The sequence below is a fragment of the Staphylococcus sp. GDB9P120P genome (genome assembly GCF_017893435.1).
GTDB lineage: Bacteria > Bacillota > Bacilli > Staphylococcales > Staphylococcaceae > Staphylococcus > Staphylococcus cohnii.
The window spans coordinates 766,824-787,930 of sequence record NZ_JAESNB010000008.1; the positions used below are offsets into that span (position 1 = coordinate 766,824).

The 21,107-nt window shown below is 31.7% G+C and carries 20 protein-coding genes; 8 read left to right on the top strand and 12 right to left on the bottom strand.

The features are described from left to right. Positions 1-27 precede the first annotated feature (27 nt). Together coaD and rsmD are read right to left on the bottom strand one after the other, a co-directional pair. Complete coding sequence (coaD, locus tag KA856_RS08920) at positions 28-513, bottom strand: pantetheine-phosphate adenylyltransferase (RefSeq protein ID WP_019469279.1); 486 nt, start codon at positions 511-513, stop codon at positions 28-30. Between the two features lies 1 nt (position 514). Beyond that, complete coding sequence (rsmD, locus tag KA856_RS08925; protein WP_107384381.1) at positions 515-1,057, bottom strand: 16S rRNA (guanine(966)-N(2))-methyltransferase RsmD; 543 nt, start codon at positions 1,055-1,057, stop codon at positions 515-517. A gap of 65 nt (positions 1,058-1,122) precedes the next feature. Between rsmD and KA856_RS08930 the strand changes: the two genes are divergently transcribed. Beyond that, positions 1,123-1,512, top strand: a complete 390-nt coding sequence (locus KA856_RS08930) for a DUF7147 family protein (protein ID WP_107384380.1) — start codon at positions 1,123-1,125, stop codon at positions 1,510-1,512. Between the two features lie 86 nt (positions 1,513-1,598). Here the strand turns inward: KA856_RS08930 and KA856_RS08935 are convergent, their stop codons facing one another. Further along, the gene (locus KA856_RS08935; protein WP_107386412.1) at positions 1,599-1,850 is read right to left on the bottom strand and encodes a YlbG family protein; all 252 of its coding nucleotides are present in this window, start codon (positions 1,848-1,850) and stop codon (positions 1,599-1,601) included. A gap of 131 nt (positions 1,851-1,981) precedes the next feature. On the opposite strand from KA856_RS08935, the gene KA856_RS08940 reads away from it, so the two are divergent. Continuing rightward, positions 1,982-2,908 carry a glycerophosphodiester phosphodiesterase family protein gene (locus tag KA856_RS08940; RefSeq protein ID WP_107384378.1) on the top strand — a complete coding sequence of 309 codons (927 nt, stop codon included), beginning with the start codon at positions 1,982-1,984 and terminating at the stop codon, positions 2,906-2,908. Positions 2,909-2,975: 67 nt separating this feature from the next. Here the strand turns inward: KA856_RS08940 and KA856_RS08945 are convergent, their stop codons facing one another. Both KA856_RS08945 and KA856_RS08950 read right to left on the bottom strand, forming a co-directional pair. After that, the gene (locus KA856_RS08945; RefSeq protein WP_107384377.1) at positions 2,976-3,410 is read right to left on the bottom strand and encodes a YlbF/YmcA family competence regulator; all 435 of its coding nucleotides are present in this window, start codon (positions 3,408-3,410) and stop codon (positions 2,976-2,978) included. Positions 3,411-3,421: 11 nt separating this feature from the next. Then, the gene (locus tag KA856_RS08950; RefSeq protein WP_107384376.1) at positions 3,422-4,471 is read right to left on the bottom strand and encodes a CAP-associated domain-containing protein; all 1,050 of its coding nucleotides are present in this window, start codon (positions 4,469-4,471) and stop codon (positions 3,422-3,424) included. A 180-nt stretch (positions 4,472-4,651) separates the two neighbouring features. Between KA856_RS08950 and KA856_RS08955 the strand changes: the two genes are divergently transcribed. Continuing rightward, positions 4,652-6,907: an ATP-binding cassette domain-containing protein gene (locus KA856_RS08955; protein ID WP_107386460.1), complete on the top strand. Its 2,256-nt coding sequence runs from the start codon at positions 4,652-4,654 to the stop codon at positions 6,905-6,907. Positions 6,908-7,108: 201 nt separating this feature from the next. Here the strand turns inward: KA856_RS08955 and KA856_RS08960 are convergent, their stop codons facing one another. Together KA856_RS08960 and cyoE are read right to left on the bottom strand one after the other, a co-directional pair. After that, positions 7,109-7,585 carry a DUF420 domain-containing protein gene (locus KA856_RS08960; protein ID WP_107384374.1) on the bottom strand — a complete coding sequence of 159 codons (477 nt, stop codon included), beginning with the start codon at positions 7,583-7,585 and terminating at the stop codon, positions 7,109-7,111. 24 nt (positions 7,586-7,609) lie between these two features. Beyond that, positions 7,610-8,521: a heme o synthase gene (gene cyoE, locus KA856_RS08965; RefSeq protein WP_107384373.1), complete on the bottom strand. Its 912-nt coding sequence runs from the start codon at positions 8,519-8,521 to the stop codon at positions 7,610-7,612. A gap of 279 nt (positions 8,522-8,800) precedes the next feature. Between cyoE and KA856_RS08970 the strand changes: the two genes are divergently transcribed. Continuing rightward, complete coding sequence (locus KA856_RS08970; RefSeq protein ID WP_019469269.1) at positions 8,801-9,709, top strand: COX15/CtaA family protein; 909 nt, start codon at positions 8,801-8,803, stop codon at positions 9,707-9,709. A 62-nt stretch (positions 9,710-9,771) separates the two neighbouring features. On the opposite strand, the gene KA856_RS08975 is transcribed toward KA856_RS08970, so the two are convergent. The 3 genes from KA856_RS08975 to KA856_RS08985 all read right to left on the bottom strand — a co-directional run bounded on the left by KA856_RS08975 (position 9,772) and on the right by KA856_RS08985 (position 15,465). Continuing rightward, complete coding sequence (locus KA856_RS08975) at positions 9,772-13,227, bottom strand: pyruvate carboxylase (protein ID WP_107386461.1); 3,456 nt, start codon at positions 13,225-13,227, stop codon at positions 9,772-9,774. 367 nt (positions 13,228-13,594) lie between these two features. Beyond that, positions 13,595-14,830: a cell division peptidoglycan polymerase FtsW gene (gene ftsW, locus KA856_RS08980; RefSeq protein WP_107384371.1), complete on the bottom strand. Its 1,236-nt coding sequence runs from the start codon at positions 14,828-14,830 to the stop codon at positions 13,595-13,597. Between the two features lie 359 nt (positions 14,831-15,189). Continuing rightward, the gene (locus KA856_RS08985) at positions 15,190-15,465 is read right to left on the bottom strand and encodes an Fpa/YlaN family protein (protein ID WP_019469266.1); all 276 of its coding nucleotides are present in this window, start codon (positions 15,463-15,465) and stop codon (positions 15,190-15,192) included. Between the two features lie 344 nt (positions 15,466-15,809). Here KA856_RS08985 and KA856_RS08990 point away from each other — a divergent pair, with 344 nt between their 5' ends. Beyond that, positions 15,810-16,292 (top strand): hypothetical protein, encoded by a 483-nt coding sequence (locus tag KA856_RS08990; protein WP_107384370.1) that lies wholly within the window; start codon positions 15,810-15,812, stop codon positions 16,290-16,292. Further along, positions 16,293-16,466 (top strand): DUF2197 domain-containing protein, encoded by a 174-nt coding sequence (locus tag KA856_RS08995; protein ID WP_107384369.1) that lies wholly within the window; start codon positions 16,293-16,295, stop codon positions 16,464-16,466. A gap of 618 nt (positions 16,467-17,084) precedes the next feature. Here KA856_RS08995 and typA read toward each other — a convergent pair. Next, on the bottom strand, positions 17,085-18,932 hold the full coding sequence (gene typA, locus KA856_RS09000; RefSeq protein WP_107385291.1) for a translational GTPase TypA: 1,848 nt from the start codon (positions 18,930-18,932) through the stop codon (positions 17,085-17,087). A gap of 100 nt (positions 18,933-19,032) precedes the next feature. Here typA and KA856_RS09005 point away from each other — a divergent pair, with 100 nt between their 5' ends. Then, positions 19,033-19,224: a DUF5325 family protein gene (locus KA856_RS09005; RefSeq protein ID WP_019469262.1), complete on the top strand. Its 192-nt coding sequence runs from the start codon at positions 19,033-19,035 to the stop codon at positions 19,222-19,224. Between the two features lie 197 nt (positions 19,225-19,421). Here KA856_RS09005 and KA856_RS09010 read toward each other — a convergent pair whose 3' ends face one another. Continuing rightward, entirely contained in the window at positions 19,422-20,237 is an 816-nt protein-coding gene (locus KA856_RS09010) for an inositol monophosphatase family protein (protein WP_107385290.1), read from the bottom strand. Positions 20,238-20,483: 246 nt separating this feature from the next. On the opposite strand from KA856_RS09010, the gene KA856_RS09015 reads away from it, so the two are divergent. Further along, a complete protein-coding gene (locus KA856_RS09015; RefSeq protein WP_107385289.1) occupies positions 20,484-21,095 on the top strand; it encodes a YktB family protein in 612 nt (203 codons plus the stop codon). Positions 21,096-21,107: the final 12 nt, after the last annotated feature.

Below are 21,107 nucleotides of genomic sequence, written 5' to 3' on the forward strand. Positions count from 1 at the left end.
CCCAACAAGTTGGGAAGTGGTTCTTTATCATTTCTTGAATTTTTCATTCAACGCTTTTTCAACATGTTCTGGTACAAAATCTGATACATTAGCCTTATATGCAGCCACTTCTTTCACTACACTCGAACTAATAAAGGAATAATTTGTACTTGTCATCATGTACATAGTTTCTACATTACTATTTAACTTTTTGTTCATTGAAGTCAATCTCAATTCGTATTCAAAATCACTTACAGCTCTTAATCCTCTAATAATTGTTTGCGCACCAATTTCATCACAAAAATCTACAAGTAATCCATTAAAATGATGTACTGTAACATTATCAAGGTGTTTTACAGATGCTTCTATTAATTCAATGCGCTCATCAACTGAAAAGGTCCCCGACTTGTTGTTATTTTTCAAAACACAAATATGCAATTCATCGAAACGATCGGCACTCCTATCAATGATGTCAATATGGCCATATGTAATTGGATCAAAACTTCCTGGAATCACTGCTTTAGTTGTAGACATTTTAATCTCCTTTTTCTAATAACAAAGTGTCTGTTAATCCATAATGATATCTTTTAATCACATGAAATGATTTTGTATCAATCTCTTCTTTATGATTGAACTCACAAACGATAATACCATTTTCTTTTAATAAATTAAACTTTATAATTCCGTCCAGTGCTTCATCAATTAATCCTTTATCATAAGGTGGGTCTAAAAATATAACATCAAATTGCATCGCTCTTTTTGAAAGTGCTTTAAGGGCTCTATCCGCATTATTTTTATATACTTCCGCTTGGTCAGAGATGTTTAAATGTTGAAGGTTCGCTTTGATGATTTTTATTGCTTTAAAATTTTGATCTACAAAAATTACTTTTTCCATTCCCCGAGACAATGCTTCAATACCCAAAGCACCACTTCCAGCAAATAAATCTAACCCGATACCTGATACTTCATGTAGGCTGTTAAAAATACCTTCCTTAACTTTGTCCATCGTAGGCCGAGTGTTACGGCCTTCCATACTTTCTAATGGTTTACTTTTATGGATTCCAGAAATCACTCTCATTGAGAAACACTTCCATTCTTTAAGTTATTTTTATATAATACATACTGCATGAAAGGAGGGGCAAAATGAAACAAGCATTTATACAATTGGGCGAAGGCCTTACAGACTTATTTGAATTTACAACACTTATAGAATACAATCATGCAAGAATTGAGCATATCGTTTATTTCCACACCCCTACTTTTGATAAACAATTATCTTCAGTGGCGATTATTATGAAACCTACACATGGTAAACATTTCCAAGCGATGTATATTATGGTAAATGCGGTTAAATATCCATATCCTCATTCAAACAAAAAATTCGATTTAATTAATGAACAAGCAACACGTTTCAACATTGATGTAAAAGAAATTGATGTGCAACCACCTGAGCATTTTCATTCCAACAATATTTATTTCAATTATCTAATCAGTGTATTGCGACTTCAAAGATGGATACCACCATTACAATAATAGTAAATAAAACAAAGTCACGTAGCTATATTTAAATCTAAAGTGACTTTGCTTGTTAATTAAAAATTTATTTAAGTATCATATAATCAAGAAAATTCATGTTGTTCTTTGGGATATTCCTTTTTAAGATATTTATAAGGAGAACCTGCAATATGTTTTACATATTTTAAGTTCATAAGTTTATCTACAATTGTGTCCGCTTCTTCTTCATTTATATACATAATAACATTGCGTTGTAGCTTATTCGTACTGACAATATGTCCAAATTTTCTAATTTGGCGTTCGTGTTTCATATGTTTTAAATATATAACTAAACTTGTTCTAGATACAATATTCATACAATTATCACTCCATTTATTAGCCACTTTATAATATCATGTCTAATTCGATTAATAAATAACAATTATTTTGAACAATAGCTAACATTTGCTATATTACTGTATATACTCAAATCAAGGAGGATTTGCGCATGACAACAATTAACAAATTAATAAAAGGTGCATTTCTAGGTACGGTTGGTTTAGTAGGTAGTGTTATTTTCTTTTCAAAATATAAAGCTAAACCTATGAACCAAGAAATCCCGCCTTTTTTCTCTAAGCCTGCACCGTATATCTTCGCACACCGTGGTGGTATGGCAGTGAAACCTGAACTGACAAAACTCGCATTTGACAATGCTTTATCACATCATATTGATGGATTCGAAATTGATGTGAGATTGACTAAAGATCAACAATTAGTGGTTTTTCATGATGCAGATGTTGATCGTACGACAAACGGCTCAGGAAAAGTAGCAACACATACTTTAACAGAATTAAAGCAATTAGACGCAGGTTATCATTTTACGGATTTAAACGGGTTAACACCTTATCGTAATCACACTGACACTAAAATACTAACTTTTGATGAATTATTAAAATTATATCCTAACACACTTATAAATGTTGACCTTAAAGATGATTCACAAAGTGATCAAGGTAAATTAGCACCTAAAATCATTTATGATATCATTGTTAAAAACCACGCGCAAAATCGTGTTTTAGTTACTAGTTTTCAAAGCGATCAAATTGAAAGGTTCAAAAAAGTAAGCAACTACACAATAGCTATTGGAGCAAGTCAGAGCGAAGTGGCAGAAGGCTTCTTAAAATTCAAATCAGGTTTAGGTAACACATTTAAACCACAAGCACATACATTTCAAATGCCAGTGACGTTTAAAGGTATTAAATTGACTTCACCTAAATTTATACAGTGGTTAAATGAACGTAATATTGTCCCTGGTTTTTATGGTATTAATAATCTAGATTTAATGAATGATTTAGCCAAAAACGAGGTGCATACTATAGTCACTGACAGACCTGATTTAGCAGAACGATTTAAAAACACCTATCAAAATAAATAGTTATATAAAAGCTGGGTCACTACAAGTGCCCAGCTTTTATATTAATTAACATTTCAGCACTGATTTGCTATAAGGAACAGCTACAAGAACCACCTGTTGCACAACCACTTGCATCTTTTTGGAAAAATGGATTACCTGTTTCTATCTTTACATTTTCAGATACAGCATAAGCTATTTTCACTATAACCTCGTCTATTAAATCTTGTAATGCAACTTCTTTTTGTTTGTAATCCATAACTACTGGTAGCATTTCATAAGCACGTTTTCGTTTACGTGTTTCTAACATCACTTTTTGATAATCTGGATGATATTTTCCAAATCTCATTATTTCGTCATATTGCTCTTTTGATTTTAAAAAAGCTTGATAGAGTAAATGCGCTTCATCATTTTCTTGTAAATTTTGTTCTGCTATTTTAAATGAATGATATAATCGTGAATCAAGTATTTTATCACTTAAATATTCAATATCATCAAGAATGTTCAAAGTTTCTTCTGTTATCATTATATCCTCTCCTACTTATCTTCAATGAAAATAATTGTATAATAACCGTTTGACACTTCGCCGCCGACTTCATTGTATTTAGAATTTAACATCCTTGATCTATGAATATCAGAATTTAACCAACTATGGATTAAAGTTGGTACTTCGTTAAAATCATATCCTACATTTTGACTAGTAGAAACAAAAGAAATATTTTGTTCATTAAGCTTTTGTTTCAAGGCATCTTCTGTAAATTCTACACTATCAGTATCAATTGCTTCGTACAAATTATATGATGCAATATGAGCTACGTCATTATTGATTTTTAAAGGCTTAGCATCTTTTAATTTGCGCATCTCATTAGTTATTTCATAAAGTGTCATCAATTGATTTGCATTTTGTTCATATGGTATTTTTTTATAATTATTTTTCACTTTTTTATCTTCTTGCGCAGTAATCATTTGATAGGGTTTGAATGCTATTAATGCTTCACTATCTAAATATCTTACACCTACGATTTCATTAGCTTGTTGATCAATATATACTTGTGCGTAAACATTATTGAATTTTATAAGTGTCTGTGTTTTCATATCTGAATCTGAAAGTTCTATTTCATACGCTTTTCCATTAGCTTTAATCGTTGGCTCTGGATTGATACTGTACTTTTCAAAAACATGCGCTGCATTATCACCAATTTCAACTGGATTAACGTTAGCATTTTTACCAGTGGCATAAACTGATTTAATTTTATTTTTTTTCGTTGTGACAAGATAATACTGATTTTTTTGTTTATATACGTAGTTTTTAAAACCACCTTTATATGAATAGACCCTATCTGCTTGTCCATAATTATCAGTTAAATTATGTAAATCTTGTCCAATCCAAGTACCCACACCTTTTTTAAGTTTAGGATTTTCAACATTTGTTTTTTTGTTTTGAAAATCTTTGTTTTGTGTTGTTTTTGAAGTTTCTTTATTAGGATTTTCTAAAACATCAAATTTCAAACGCGGTGAGTAAAATAGATAAATTATAAAACAAATCAATAATAATACACCAATAACTTTAATTATTAGTTTCTTCATCGCTCATCCACCTACATTATTCTTTGGTTCATTGTACATGTTTATGACAGATACAAGCAAGGCATGTCCTCAAATTTGTTAATTTGTAATAAACCCTTTACATTTTCATCATATATTATATGTACATGACGTAATATACAAGAGAATTTTGGGTATAAAATAAATGAAGGGGTGACAAATATGTCAATCATTCGTATACATGGTGCGAAACAAAATAATTTAAAAGATATTTCTTTAGATATACCAAAACATAAAATTTCTGTATTCACTGGTCGTTCTGGTTCAGGTAAGTCATCATTAGTCTTCAATACAATTGCTGCCGAATCTGAACGTTTACTTAACGAAACATATTCTACATATATACAAAATCAATTAAAACAATTTAGTAAAGCAAATGTAGATTTAATAGAACATTTACCAGTAGCTATGATTATCAATCAAAAAAGGTTAGGTGGTAATTCACGGTCTACAGTAGGTACAATTTCCGATATTTATGCTTCAGTGCGTTTATTATGGTCTCGTATCGGAACACCTTTTGTAGGATATTCTGACATTTTTTCTTTCAATAATCCAAATGGTATGTGCGAAACATGTTCTGGCCTTGGATACGTAGAAGATATTAACTTGGAAGAACTGTTAGATTTTGAAAAATCTTTAAATGAAGATGCAATCCGTTTTCCCTCTTTCAGACCGGATAGTTGGCGCGGTAAACGTTATTTATATTCTGGTTTATTTGATAATGACAAGAAATTGAAACATTATGATAAAAAAGAATTGGATACACTGTTATACACAAAACCTACCAAATTGAAAAACCCTCCAGAAAACTGGCCAAAAACTGCAAAATTCGAAGGACTTATTCATCGATTTAGACGTTCTTTTCTATTAAATGACAATTTTGAAAAAAATAAATTCAAACACGATATTGAAAGAGTTGTGACATCAAAAAAATGCCCAACATGTGGTGGTAAAAGATTAAATCAAAATGTATTACAATCCAAAATTAATGGCTTAGATATCGCTGAGTTCACGCACTTATCTATTGACGAAGCAATGACTTTCATTCAAAAATTAGATTCTACCAAAGCACAATTTATAATTAGCCCTTTGTTAAAGCAATTAGAAGCTCTTAGTTATATTGGACTTAATTATCTCACTTTAGATCGTGAAACAAAAACGCTGTCTGGTGGAGAATCTCAACGTATTAAACTTATCAGGCATCTAAATAGCCCTTTAAGTGACTTAGTATATATCATAGATGAACCGAGCATCGGGCTACATCCTGAGGATATTCAAAAAATAAATGAAATCATTCAATCTTTAAAAAATAAAGGTAACACAGTTCTAGTAGTAGAACATGACCCTGACGTTATCAAAATTGCAGATCACATCATAGATTTAGGGCCCTATGCTGGAAAAAATGGTGGTGAAATTGTTTTCACTGGTAACTATTCTGATTTATTATCATCAAATTCCAGTACTGGAAAAGCATTAAAGAAAAAACATAAATTGAAATCATCCATAAGACAGACAGATGCGTTTATTGACTTAAATCATATGACGCAAAACAATTTAAAAGATATTTCAGTTCGTATTCCTAAACATGCAATGACCGTTGTAACTGGTGTAGCTGGTTCTGGCAAGAGCACACTTATACATGGCGGCTTACAAAACGATGAAGACGCTATTATTATCGATCAAAAGCCCGTACACGCTTCAAGTCGTTCTCATTTGTTAACATACCTAGATATATTTGATGATGTTCGTACCTATTTCAGTAAAAATACAGGGTTGAAGAAGTCATTATTCAGTTACAACTCTGAAGGCGCCTGTCCTGAGTGTCATGGAAAAGGCGTGCTAAAAACGGAGCTTGCATTTATGCCAGACTTCACCCAAATTTGTAATGTTTGTGGTGGTAAAAGATATAAACCTGAAGTTTTAAATGCAACTATCTCAGGCTATTCTATAGCAGAGATATTGAACTTAACAGTGGATGAAGCTTTAAACTTTTTTAATACAAATCAATCTATTGCACAGCCTTTGCAATCACTGAAAGCAACAGGTTTAAATTATATGAATTTAGGACAAACACTTGATACATTATCTGGTGGAGAAATACAACGTGTTAAGCTCAGTAAATATTTGACACACGTTGTGAGTAATCACATTTTTGTATTTGATGAACCTACTACTGGCTTACATGAAGATGATATACCAATTATTTTAACTTGTTTTGATAATTTAATTGACCAAGGTAACACAGTAATTATCATTGAACATAATTTAACGATGATGACAAATGCAGACTGGATTATTGATATAGGGCCATATGCTGGAAACAAAGGTGGTAAATTACTTTACCAAGGAAATCCAGATGGTCTATTAGCAACCACTACTTCTGTTACGGCTAAACACTTAAAAAGGTATTTATCTTAAGTCGCTTTTTTAAAATTTTTATTTAAATTATTTGAATGAAACCACACACAAATCTTGAGTTACAAAAATTATAAAAAGAATCTACCACTTAAACAGATAACATCTGCAACTGCAACTTTAAAATAAAAATAACCTGAGACACTGCAGTGTCTCAGGTTATTTTTAGATATAATGATTATTTCAGCTTAGTCCATCAATACTTTAACTAAGTATATTTATAAAACCGAAAGTTGCTTTCAACAATGATGTTGTTTCTCCGCCTGGATATAATACATAGAGCAATACATAAACCATCACTCCTGTGATAGCAGTACAAAACCAAACAATTGATGCAATTGGTCCTACAAATCTATGAAGTTTAAATTTGTCTTTGAACGCAGTGATGATTTGGAAAAGTCCTAGCAGACCACCGATGGTAGCTAAATTGATATGAAAAATTAAAAAGATTGTATAATAAATCTTAATTGAATCTGGGCCACCAAAAGCAGTATTACCAATAAATATCGTTCTCGAAGCATAAATAATAAAGAAAGTTAGCGCAAATATAGCAGCAAGTAACATAAATTTTTTATGACTTTCGATTTCTCTTTTCCATATTTTACGCCATCCTATTGCAATAAGGATTGCGCTTATCACTATACATGTTGTGCTAATTGTAGGTAAGATTGGTAAATTCATATATTCCATCCTTATTAATATTTATTAGAACATTTTAATCAATGAAACAACAACAACGAGTACGAAGAAAACTACTAAATAGTTTAAAGAGTAAATAAACATTTTTGTTGCCCATTTTGTTTGATCTGAATCTTTTTTAAAACTCGTTAAACCTAAATATAACCAGCCTAAATTTAATAATGTAGCTAATATGATAAATGTTGTACCAAGATCATTCAATAATAATGGTAGTGGTAATAACAATACTAGCCAGATAAACATACTCACTCTCGTGCGTTTGAAACCTTTAACAGAAGGTAACATTGGAATATTTGCCAAACTATATTCATCTTTACGCTTTATTGCCAATGCATAAAAATGTACTGGTTGCCAACAAAATATTACTAAGAAAAGCGCTACAGCAACCATACTAATATTGCCTTCAATAGCTGTCCAACCTATTAACGGTGGCACAGCACCAGGAAAACTCCCAATCACTGTATTCCAAACTGTATGACGTTTAGACCAAATTGAATAAAATGACACATATCCAACAATACCTAACAATCCTATTACACCAGATGGTATATTTAAAGCAAATAATAATGCTTCCCCTACGAGCATCATTCCAAAACTAAGTAATAATAAATTTCTATTTGAAATTTTTCCATTAACTGAAGGTCTTTGCTGTTTACTTGGCATGATACTGTCAATATCTTGATCATAGTAATTATTTAAAGCGCATGCGCCCCCCATAATTAATGTCGAACCTACCAACATCATTAAAATCTGTGGTATTGACGAGAGGAAGGAATGATTTGCCAACACAATTGCAAGCCATGAACCAGCAAATGCTGGAATTAAATTGCCCTGAACTAGTCCCATTTTAATAATTTGTTGTAACTCTTTAAACGTTACACGACTAGAATTATGCGACAAAGTTTGTTCTTTGTTCATAATTTCCCTCCTAATTTTTCCATATAATACAATGATATATCAATTTACGGTGATTGACTACATTTATACAAAGTTATTTGTGACACTTTATCGACATTCACAAATAGTCATTTTTGTGACACAATTAGAAGCGTATTTCTTGTTATAATAATAGTTAAGTTTTATTTAAAAATAAAAAAGTAAATGTAAAGAGTCTATGGTTCAAACTACAAATGATTGGTATCATTGTAGCTGAATCATTACTCATATCTGTTTTATTTATTTGTGGGGGGTTAATTCTTGTTTAACAAAAAAAACCTGAAATGGTTATCTGTATTGGCAGCGATAATAATGGCATTTGTACAGCTAGGAGGCGCGTTGGTTACTAAAACTGGTTCAGCTGATGGTTGTGGCTCTGACTGGCCATTATGTCATGGTGCTTTTTTACCTCAAAATTTGCCTATACAAACAATAATTGAATTAAGTCATCGTGCAGTATCAGGTCTATCTTTAATTCTTGTTTTATGGCTAGTGATTGTTGCTTGGAAACACATTGGTTATATCAAAGAAGTTAAACCGTTATGCATGATTAGTATTGGTTTCCTTTTATTGCAAGCACTTGTTGGTGCAGCAGCAGTAATGTGGCAACAAAACGATTATGTTTTGGCATTACATTTTGGTATTTCATTAATTTCATTTTCTTCAGTATTTGTTTTAACTTTAATTATCTTTGAAGTAGACCGTAAATACGAAGCTGATGAATTATTTATTCGTAAGCCGCTTAGAATTTATACATGGATTATGGCAATCATTGTATACTTAACGATATATACTGGTGCGTTAGTTAGACATAAAGAAGCAAGTTTAGCTTATGGGCAATGGCCGCTTCCATTTAATGATTTAATACCTCATAACGTTCAAGATTGGGTGAACTTCACTCACAGAGGTATGGCTTTAATCGCTTTTATTTGGATTTTAATCACGTTTGTTCATGCAATTAATAATTACAAAGAAAATCGAACAATTCGTTTCGGCTATACCGCTGCATTTATTTTAATAATTTTACAAGTGATAACAGGTGCTTTATCTATTATTACTGAAGTGAATTTATTAATCGCTCTATTACACGCATTATTCATAACAATATTGTTTGGATTGATTGCATACTTTATTGTATTGATGCTAAGAACTATACGAAGTGGTGGATAATCCACTTTAATTAACATATAAAATGGCTGTGATACATTAACCGTATCACAGCCATTTTTAGTTTAATCTTCTTGTTCTTTTTCAATTTCTATTAATAAGTCGCCTGTTTCAATGGCATCGCCATTTTGTACTGTTACTTTTCTTACGACACCATCAAACGGTGCTTGAATCGTTGTTTCCATCTTCATAGCTTCAGTGATCAATAATGCTTGTCCACTCGTCACAGATTCACCCTCAGCAATTTTAACTTCTGTAACTGATCCAGGCATTTGTGCACCAATGTGATTTGGATTTAGTTTATCCGCTTTTGGTTTAACATTTGCATTGGCTTTAACATTTTCATCTTGTATGAAGATACGTCTTGCCTGACCATTCATATCATAAAATATTGTACGTACACCTTTTTCATCAGGTTCTGTAATCGTTTTAAGTGTAATAATCAATCGTTTTCCTGTATCAATTTCTATTTCTACAGTCTCATTTGCTCTCATGCCAAAGAAAAATGTTGGTGTATCTAAAAGTGATACATTTCCATATTGTTCTTGCGTAGCAATAAATTGTTCATACACTTTTGGATATAACACATAACTGATGACATCTTGTTCAGTGACTTCTTTTTGTTGTTTTTCCTCTAATTCTTGTCTTACTGTTTCGAAATCAACTGGCTTTAAATATTCCCCTGGCCGTTCAGTTAATGGGGGTTGACCTTTCAATATTACCTTTTGTAGGTCTTTATTGAAGCCATTAACTGGCTGACCAATTTCTCCTTTAAAGAATGATACTACTGATTCAGGGAAATCTAATTTATGTCCATCTTTTATTACAGATTGCTCATCTAAATCATTTTGAACCATGTATAAGGCCATATCGCCAACAACTTTTGATGAAGGTGTTACTTTAACAATATCACCGAATAAGAAATTAACACGCTTATACATATCTTTTACTTCATTAAATCTGTTGCCTAAGCCTAAACTTTTCGCTTGTTGACGTAAATTAGAATATTGTCCACCTGGCATTTCATGCTGATAAATTTCTGTGTTAGGTGACTTAATATCACTTTCGAAATCGCTATAGTATTGACGTACAGTACCCCAATAATGTGATAACTCTTCCATTCCATCAATGTCTGCACGCATGCTTCTACCGAAACCATTCAGTGCATAATACAATGAATTAGCACTTGGTTGACTTGTTAAACCACTCATTGATGCAACTGCTGTATCAATAACATCTACGCCCGCATCAATAGCTTCTTTATAAGTTAAAAGTCCATTACCACTCGTATCATGTGTGTGTAAATGAATTGGTAAGTCAACTGCTGCTTTTAACTCACCGATTAATTCGTAAGCTGCTTTCGGTTTTAATAAACCAGCCATATCTTTAATAGCTAATATATGGAATCCTTCTGATTCAAGTGTTTTTGCCATATTTACGTAGTAATTTAACGTGTAAATATCAGAACGATTTGCATTTAAAAAATCTCCTGTATAGCAAATAGCGCCCTCTGAAATCTTACCTGCTTCTTGAACTGCTTCATTTGCTACTTTCATTTGATCTATCCAGTTTAACGAATCAAAAATACGGAAGACATCTATACCTGCATCAGCACTTTCTTTCACAAATTTTTTAATGACATTATCTGGATAATTTTTATAGCCAACAGCGTTAGACGCACGTAAAAGCATTTGGAATAAAACATTTGGAATAGCTTTTCTCAATCTTTCAAGTCTTTCCCATGGATTTTCCTTTAAGAAGTTGTAAGCAACATCAAATGTTGCACCGCCCCACATTTCTAATGAAAAACTATCTTTCATTACATCAGCTGTTTTAGAAGCAATATTCATCATATCTTTAGTACGTACGCGTGTAGCCAACAATGATTGATGTGCATCTCTGAAAGTAGTATCTGTAATTAATACATCCTCTTGCTGTTTCAACCATTCTGCAACTGCTTGTGGTCCTTTATGATCTAATAACTGCTTAGTACCTTCAAATTTTTCGACAACCTTTTTTTGAACCTGAGGGATTGGTGACGTTTCATAAATTGGTTTCGGTCTTTTTTCTACGTTAGGAAAACCATTGATAGATACATTACCAATATACTCTAACGTTTTCGTACCTCTATCTAATGTAGGCTCAATATCAAATAATTCTGGCGTACTTTCGATAAACTTAGTTGTGTAGTCGCCAGTCTTAAATTGTGTATTTCTCATAACATTAATTAAAAATGGTACATTTGTTTTCACACCACGAATACGCATTTCTTGTAATGAACGGTCCATTTTTTCATTTGCTTGTTTAAATGTCATACCATGTGTTGATAATTTTACAAGTAATGAATCATAATACGGTGAAATTTCTGCACCTTGGAAGCCATCACCAGCGTCAAGTCTGACTCCGAAGCCACCGCTTGAACGATAAGCTATTATTCTACCAGTATCTGGCATAAAGTCATTTGTTGGATCTTCAGTTGTAATACGACATTGAATTGCATAACCTAATGTTTGAATATCTTTTTGTTGTGGCATGCCAATTTCATTATCAAATAGCTTTTCACCATCAGCTACAAGAATTTGAGTTTTAACTATATCTACGCCAGTCACCATCTCAGAAATCGTATGCTCAACTTGTACACGTGGATTGACTTCTATGAAATAAAAATCGTCTCCAGATACTAAAAATTCAACTGTGCCAGCATTCACATACTCAATTTTCTCCATTAATTGAATTGCAGCGTCACATATACGTTCTCTCAAATCATCAGTAAGTGCAACAGATGGCGCAACTTCAACAACTTTTTGATGACGTCTTTGAACAGAACAATCACGTTCATATAAATGAACAATGTTACCATGTTCATCACCAATGACTTGTACTTCAATGTGCTTTGGATTATCTATATATTTTTCAATATAAACCTCGCTATTACCAAAAGATTTTTCCGCTTCAGATTTTGCTCTGTGGAATGCTTCCTCTAATTCATCTTCGGAACGCACAATACGCATGCCCTTTCCACCACCACCACTTGTAGCTTTAATCATCAAAGGATAGCCGGCTTCATTTGCAAAGGCAATTGCATCGGATTGATTATCAATTGGTCCATCTGTACCTGGAATAACTCTTAAATCAGCATTAATTGCTGTAGTTCTTGCCTTAACTTTATCACCAAACATGTCTAAATGTTCGACACGTGGTCCGATAAACTTAATCCCCTCTTCTTGGCAACGTTTGGCAAAAGTTTCATTTTCGCTTAAAAATCCATAACCAGGATGAATTGCGTCCACTCCTGCACGTTTCGCAACATCTAAGATGCGCTCTATATCCAAATATGATTCTGCTGGTCCTAAATCTTTCCCAACTAAATATGACTCATCAGCTTTATATCTATGTAATGATCCTTTATCTTCATTTGAATAAATCGCAACCGTTTTAACATTTAATTCTGTTGCAGCCCTAAAAATCCTTATTGCTATTTCTCCACGATTGGCTACCATAAGTTTATTAATTTGTTTCAAATCATGGTCCCCCTTAAATTTTGAATTTTCTAAAAAGTTGGATATAAAATTGATTATAGCAAAATACGAACTATGTATACAGTAAAATAGTTTTCACATTATTTAAAATTACAATATGACTAGTGCTTATATTTTTACCATAATACTATCTTTTTTATTGCAATGAGTTCTTAAAATTTGATACCTACCGTATTTAAAAGAGATTATATCATAAAAATAACATAATACAAAGTTATCATTATTGATAACTTTAACTTATTAAAAGCACTGTATTTGCTAAGTTTTTCAAAAGTAAATGATATAGTTAAAAAAATAAGCAAACGTTTTCAACATCAACATGTTGAATCGTTTGCTTATTATGCGCGTATTAACCATTTTTTGGAACACTAAAATGGTGCGTATGTTTACGCTGTTGTCTTTTTTTCGATTCATCGACTTTAATTTGTTTAGCGGTAATTAATAATAGCCCCATTGCAATACTTAGACTGATCATTGACGACCCACCAAAGCTAATAAATGGTAATGGAACACCAGTTAAAGGTATCGTACCTGAAATACCACCTAAATTGACAAATGTTTGACTACCTATATAGCTAGCAACACCTACACAAACTAGTTTATAAAAGTATGAACTCGTCTTACTCGCAAGTTCAAATGCTCTATATACAATAAAGAATAATAAGCAAATGACAATTAGTCCTCCAACAAGTCCAAGTTCCTCACAAATAATGGAGAAAATAAAGTCAGTATGTGGTTCAGGCAAGTAACCTAACTTCATAATACTGTTTCCCAAACCACGGCCTAACAAACCACCATTACCAATTGCAATTAATGAATTAGAAATATGGTAACCTGTGCCACCTTCATTGCTGAATGGATCTGTAAGCGTACTAAATCTGGCAGTTAAATAATCTGGCACAAGTCCTATCAGTAAAAACAAGCCACCTATGAGCACAATACCTGTGAGTATCATTAACCCATATTTTAGCGATTTTTGAACTCCAATGCCTGCATAAAATAATATTGAGAAAAAAATTATTAAAATCAATAATGTTTGACCAACATCGCGTTGTAAAAATACAAGGCCGATACAAATAGCAGATAAAATAATTGGAGAAGTCATGAGCTTAGGATTTTTAAATACTTTTGGCCTTTTCTTTTCAATCATATATGGAATATATAATATCAAGGCAATTTTCAATAATTCTGATGCTTGTAAATTCATAAAACCTAAATTAATCCAACTTTTCGAACCATTAATATTACTTCCTACTAATAGGGTTGCTACTAACAATAAGATAATGCCAAGCATCATCCACTTTTGAAACTTAATCGTTTCTAGTAACTTCACATTCATCACGAATGCCATAAAAAAAACAAGAATGATACTCATAATTACGTACATTAATTGCCTAGTATAAAAATATGTTCCTGTTACTGGTACACCACCTGTTAAAGAACCTTTAGTGGCTGCAACCATACTTGCACTATATACCATGACTAAGCCAATGAGACATAACAACAAATATGTAATTACTAACGGATAGTCAATATATTTAGCATTCTTGCTAATATACTGAAAAAATTTCTTTATGTTATTCATTCGACATATCATCCAATTCTATTTTATATATTCTTTACATATTAATCATTTTTTAATAAAAGTTTCAATCATTTTCGTTATTCTAAATACTGAAATTATTTTTAAAATTTCATTGTACCTTTAATAGTATATCAAAAAATGTATTCATTTTTCGAACAAATATAATTTGTTGTTCAATCATTATCAAACCGTAACATCATTTATTATCCAACAAAAAAAGTGGCTACGATACAATCAATATAATATTGACATCTTAGCCACTTCAAATATCTTATGTAGTTTTTTAACTACTTTAATTCGTTTTATATCATTTTATTTAGTAAAAATAAATTTATACTTTTCAAAATTAGCGAATCCAATTAAACGTTTGTAAATGCTTCGTGTAATTTAGACAATTCTTTTTCTAAACGAAGCATTAAATCTTTGCCCGCTTCTCTATCCACTAAGCCTAGTTCAACAGCAAAATCAACTTCTTTTTGTAAACCAAACATTTGTGTATCAAGAACTTCTTCATACAATGGGCATTGAGGTAATGTAAGATTATCCATTTGAACTTTTATCAATTGAAGAATCCTGTCTGCATCTTTATTTAATTGGTCATATGCCGCACTGTTTAATTTTTGGCCCTTTACCATGACATACTCCCCCTATCAATTGTAACTTTATATGTAAAAGTTTATCTTACTGATACAGAAAAAGCAAGTGAATTCAGTAATATACTAAGGCTAGTTATTTATGATAATATTGGAATTAGTGATATATTTATTTTAGTTACATATACAATTAATAAAACGAACTACACAAATCATTGTGATATGAGCGTTGAAACAGTTAGGCATTTTTAATATTATGATGCATCTTCAATAATACAAACTATTTAATTATGTTCAAATTCACAAAAATGTCAATTATCGTAACGACTGAACTTGTTGTCGAATCGTTTTATTTAAAATTTTTAAAATATATTAGGAGTGGGATTATGATTCAAATTAAGGGCGAAGTTAAATTTCCAATTACTTTAGATAGTACTACTTGGATATTTGATGATAGAAAAGTTAAATTAGAAGATTTAGAGAATGGTGTATTTGATGGCACTAAACCAATCAATTTCAATGACAACCGCGAATGGAATCGTGCAATCTTAGAAGGACAAACAAATCCTCCAACACTAAATTCAGAAATTAAATATCGAAAAAGAGCAGTTTTAAAAGATTCATTTGTAATTAATATGTCACCATTTTTCAAAAATGCTGAACCACATGATCATGCAAAAGCAATACGTTTGTTTAATGATAAAGATTCTATAGAAGTACCAATAGACCTACTACCATATCTTTTCTTCCAATTTGCTCGTGATGGCAAAAGACTTTATGACGATAACTTCGTTGATAGTTTTGTCTATATACCAGAACAAGGTTATTCATATGAGTTCAAGTATGTTACTCATATCGAGGTGATTTAAATGATAAAAGTGCAATGTATTATCTGTGATACTGAAGTATTCATTGATCAAAATACATTAGAAGCTAAAAGATTAAGAAATGATCCAATGCACACTTTTATGTGCGACGAATGTAAAAGTCGTCTAGATACACCAAAACAACGAAAACAAGAAAGCACTTTCGACCATCGATAACATATTTTTTATAAACTTAATGTTGTTTTAACCGAAAATTTAAAGCATGTCATCATAATAATAGTAATCGTTGAAAGAAGTATATGATGTTTGTCAATGATTGTTAATATTACAAATTAAACTGAGAGTTTAATTCTAAAAATTTATCCCATGAAAGTTTCTATTAATTTGAAACTTTCATGGTTTTTTTATATCAACGTTTCCTATTAGTTAACTTTCTTAGTGTGAAACAAGACTTAGTATGTAAACGCAAATATACATGCTAACGTTTATCAATGAAAATAATTTTAAATTTCATTAATCATTTCCTAGGCATCCACTACACAATTAAAGTATTTACCTACACTTTAATAAATGCAATTAAATCGATTTACCTTAGTGTAATACATATAATAGTTTTAGTTATATTTAAATGCAACACATCTCATACTAAATCCTTCAATTAGGATATTGAAATTTGAACTGACTTTATTACTAAATACAAATCATTGTATGTTTACTCAACTATATAATGTCATAAAAAAAGACAACGTCAATCTCTATATTATTCCAATAGAAATTGACATTGTCATGTGAATCAACGATATTTATCTCTCGATTATACTGATGATTTACTAATTATTCTTCTTCTTGCATTAATTGTTTGATTCGTTTCGATTCTTTTTCACGCGCTGCTTTTTCTAAAATTGTTTTTCTAATACGAATCGTTTCAGGTGTTACCTCTACTAATTCATCATCATTGATAAATTGTAATGCTTCTTCTAAAGTTAATTTTCTTGGTCGTTTCATTGTAACTGTTTGGTCTTTTGTAGCTGAACGTACGTTAGTTTGGTGTTTTTCTTTCGTAATATTTACTGTTAAGTCATTTTCACGATTGTGTTCACCAACAATCATACCTTCATAAACTTCAGTTCCTGGTTCCATAAAGTTTGTACCACGATCTTCAAGTCCCATAATCGCATATGAACTTGCTTGACCTTTATCCATAGAAACAAGCGCACCATTTCTTCTACCACCTATACGGCCTTTAACACGAGGTTTGAATTCTTCAAAAGTATGGTTAATAATACCATATCCACGTGTCTGTGACATAAACTCAGTAGTATAACCGATTAAACCACGTGCTGGAACCATGAATATAAGACGAGTTAAACCATTATCCGTTGTCACCATGTCTAACATTTCACCTTTACGCTGACCTAATGACTCAATGACAGCACCTGTATATTCTTGAGGTACTTCACATTGCACACGTTCAAATGGTTCACATTTAACGCCATCAATTTCTCTTAAGATAACTTGAGGTTTAGAAACTTGTAATTCATAACCTTCACGTCTCATATTTTCAATTAAAATAGATAAATGTAGTTCCCCACGTCCTGCAACTATCCATTTATCTGGCGATTCTGTTTGCGTTACTTTTAATGATACATCTGTTTCTAATTGTTCATCTAAACGTTCTTGAATTTGACGAGACGTAACGAAATCACCTTCACGTCCAGCAAACGGTGAATTATTCACTCTAAACGTCATTTCCAATGTAGGCTCATCGATTCTTAGAACTGGTAAAGGATCTTGATGATCACTAGGTGTTACAGTTTCACCTACGTTAATATCTTCCATACCTGAAACGGCAATTAAATCACCAGCATAAGCTTCTTCAATTTCTTCACGTTTTAATCCGAAATAACCGAAGATTTTAGTCACTCTGAAATTCTTAACTGAGCCATCTAATTTTAATAAAGATACATTATCACCAACACGCATCGTTCCTCTAAACACACGTCCTACACCAATACGACCAACGTAATCGTTATAATCCAATAATGCTATTTGGAATTGTAACGGTTCTTCTCTATTATCGATTGGAGCTGGCACATAATCAATAATTGTCTCGTAAAGTGATTGCATGTTTTCATCTTGTTTTTCAGAATCTAAACTTGCAGTACCATTAACAGCTGATGCATAAACAACAGGGAAATCCAATTGCTCATCGTTAGCTTCTAATTCAATAAATAAGTCTAATACTTCGTCTACTACACCTTCTGGTCTAGCTTCAGGTTTATCAATTTTATTTACAACTACTACAGGTTTTAAATTTTGTTCAAGTGCTTTTTTCAAGACGAAACGTGTTTGTGGCATTGTACCTTCATAAGCATCTACAACTAAGATTACACCATCAACCATTTTCATAATACGTTCAACTTCACCACCGAAATCGGCGTGTCCTGGCGTATCTAAAATATTAATTCTGTTATCTTTATAATTAATTGCTGTATTCTTAGCAAGAATTGTTATGCCTCGTTCTCTTTCTATGTCGTTAGAATCCATTGCTCTTTCATCTACATGCTCATTTTCACGGAATATTCCTGATTGTTTTAATAATTCATCTACTAATGTTGTTTTACCATGGTCAACGTGAGCGATGATTGCGATATTACGAACATCTTCTCTTATTTTAGTCATTTTATACAATTTCCTTTCTCGAGTAAATTCCCACTTTTCTTTGCAACTTTTTTATTATATCATATAATTGGTTAAAGAAAACTATAAAGGTGTGGTTGGGATGCAACAAAAAAAATCTAAATCAATATTCTGGGTACTCGCTATCATAGCTGTTATATTATTGCTTTTATTTAGCTTTAGTATCGCTGCTACAAATGTTCCAATGATGATTTTAACATTTATACTATTCATTGCAACATTTGGGTACGGTTTCACTTTAAAAAAGAAATATCGTGAAAATAACTGGCTATAATTGCTAAAATAAATAGGGACAGAAAATCATTTTGAAAATGTATTTTCTGTCCTTTTTTATATGTTGACTTAAATTTTTAAAATGATTTAAAGTTTATATTTCATTCTCTACTCGTTATCTTATTCATCGCTTTTGTCATATGTCTTTTACTTAAATATATAAAATTTTGCCTAATAGTATGAATTAAAGTAGTTATCTTAATGTTTTAAACGTTTTTGTAATGCTTCGATGATTTCATTATTTTTTTGAAAATGAAATTCTAATAATTCCGCATGTAATTGCGGATTAGCCATTACTATGGAACTTGGTTCATATATAGACAAGGTGTTACCCATTAAATCTGTACCAATGCCACCTACTTCTTGCAGGATGATTAAACCGCCAGCAAAATCCCAAGGTTGTAATCTTGGTGTAATGTAGCCTCCTAATTTACCAGTAGCTACATGAATGATTTCTAGCGCAGCTGAACCATAAGCTCTCGCGCTTCTAGCTTCGTCCACAATTGGTTTGAACACTTCACCCAATCTTGGTTTTGTAAGCCAATTAGGATTGATACCAATTATGCTTATGCTTAAAGGGCTCGATTGAATTGCAGGTAGCAAGTTGCCATTTTCAAATGCACCTTCACCAGCTTTTGCATGGTAAAGTTTATCATTTATTACATCGTATACAAATCCTGCATATGGTTTGCCATCGTTAAATATGCCAATAGAAATTGCAAAGTTTTCTTTTTGGTGTACAAAATTCAACGTCCCATCAATTGGATCAATAACCCATACAATACCTGATTCGTCTTTAAGGTCATGTCCATGTCCTTCTTCACCAATCACTAAATGTTCTGGATAAGTCTGCTTGATATTGTCAAAAATATATTTTTCTGTCGCTTTATCAACATTTGTCACTAAATCATTGGGATTTGACTTAGTTTCTATTTCTATACCTTGTTTCATGATTTTTTTTACATTGATGCCCGCTTCTAAAATAAGGCCTTTTGCAAACTCATAAACAGTCATTGTATCCCTCTCCTTTTCACGACTCACTTTTCATTAATATTTAATAAGATATAGAACTATATATTTAAAATAGTCAATTGTATGTAATATCATATTAGTTAATAATACTATGTTTTTACCCTAATTCATAGGTTTATACACGTTTCTGTACAATGTACGATTATTCAAATAAAAAAACAAAGTCACTGTTTATAGTGTTATATTATGCTAAAATATAAACGAATAGATGCACACTAGGAGGTTAAAATGGCTAAATATACATTTAAAATAAACGATTTCAAAGCATTTACTGTTGATGGTTTAGATAACAGAATGGAAGCTTTGAATAAACATGTTCGACCACAATTGCATGAATTAGGAGAATATTTTTCTCAATATTTAGAGGCAACAACTGGAGAAGTTTTTTATCCACACGTTGCTAAACATGCAAGACGAAGTGTAAATCCACCTAAAGATACATGGGTCGCTTTTGCAACCAACAATCGTGGTTATAAAATGTTACCACATTTTCAAATAGGTCTTTTTGAAAACCAATTATTTGTCATGTACGGTGTTATGCATGAAGCAAAAGATAAAGCACAGCGTGTGAAAGTTTTTGAAGAACAATTTCATACACTTAGAAATTTACCATCCGATTATAGCTTAAGCTTGGACCACATGTCTCAAGAAAAAACATATATTAAAGACATGTCAGATGATGAAATACAAAGTGCAATTGATCGTGTTAAAAAAGTAAAAAAAGGTGAATTATTTGTTGCACGTACACTTGCTCCAAATGCGGACGAATTAAAAACAGATAAAAGCTTTTTAAACTTTTTAGAAGATACCTTCGAACAGTTATTAAAATTTTACAAATAAACTAAGATATAA

What these genes read in the sequence shown, in the direction of transcription:
- KA856_RS09010 (WP_107385290.1), bottom strand. Translation starts at nt 20,237, where the DNA reads ATGACTGTTTATGAGTTTGCAAAAGGCCTTATTTTAGAAGCGGGCATC.
- typA (WP_107385291.1), bottom strand. Translation starts at nt 18,932, where the DNA reads ATGACTAAAATAAGAGAAGATGTTCGTAATATCGCAATCATCGCTCAC.
- coaD (WP_019469279.1), bottom strand. Translation starts at nt 513, where the DNA reads ATGTCTACAACTAAAGCAGTGATTCCAGGAAGTTTTGATCCAATTACA.
- KA856_RS09005 (WP_019469262.1), top strand. Translation starts at nt 19,033, where the DNA reads ATGCAACAAAAAAAATCTAAATCAATATTCTGGGTACTCGCTATCATA.
- KA856_RS08955 (WP_107386460.1), top strand. Translation starts at nt 4,652, where the DNA reads ATGTCAATCATTCGTATACATGGTGCGAAACAAAATAATTTAAAAGAT.
- KA856_RS08945 (WP_107384377.1), bottom strand. Translation starts at nt 3,410, where the DNA reads ATGATAACAGAAGAAACTTTGAACATTCTTGATGATATTGAATATTTA.
- KA856_RS08995 (WP_107384369.1), top strand. Translation starts at nt 16,293, where the DNA reads ATGATAAAAGTGCAATGTATTATCTGTGATACTGAAGTATTCATTGAT.
- KA856_RS08930 (WP_107384380.1), top strand. Translation starts at nt 1,123, where the DNA reads ATGAAACAAGCATTTATACAATTGGGCGAAGGCCTTACAGACTTATTT.
- ftsW (WP_107384371.1), bottom strand. Translation starts at nt 14,830, where the DNA reads ATGAATAACATAAAGAAATTTTTTCAGTATATTAGCAAGAATGCTAAA.
- KA856_RS08985 (WP_019469266.1), bottom strand. Translation starts at nt 15,465, where the DNA reads ATGGTAAAGGGCCAAAAATTAAACAGTGCGGCATATGACCAATTAAAT.
- cyoE (WP_107384373.1), bottom strand. Translation starts at nt 8,521, where the DNA reads ATGAACAAAGAACAAACTTTGTCGCATAATTCTAGTCGTGTAACGTTT.
- KA856_RS08940 (WP_107384378.1), top strand. Translation starts at nt 1,982, where the DNA reads ATGACAACAATTAACAAATTAATAAAAGGTGCATTTCTAGGTACGGTT.
- KA856_RS08935 (WP_107386412.1), bottom strand. Translation starts at nt 1,850, where the DNA reads ATGAATATTGTATCTAGAACAAGTTTAGTTATATATTTAAAACATATG.
- rsmD (WP_107384381.1), bottom strand. Translation starts at nt 1,057, where the DNA reads ATGAGAGTGATTTCTGGAATCCATAAAAGTAAACCATTAGAAAGTATG.
- KA856_RS08990 (WP_107384370.1), top strand. Translation starts at nt 15,810, where the DNA reads ATGATTCAAATTAAGGGCGAAGTTAAATTTCCAATTACTTTAGATAGT.
- KA856_RS09015 (WP_107385289.1), top strand. Translation starts at nt 20,484, where the DNA reads ATGGCTAAATATACATTTAAAATAAACGATTTCAAAGCATTTACTGTT.
- KA856_RS08960 (WP_107384374.1), bottom strand. Translation starts at nt 7,585, where the DNA reads ATGAATTTACCAATCTTACCTACAATTAGCACAACATGTATAGTGATA.
- KA856_RS08950 (WP_107384376.1), bottom strand. Translation starts at nt 4,471, where the DNA reads ATGAAGAAACTAATAATTAAAGTTATTGGTGTATTATTATTGATTTGT.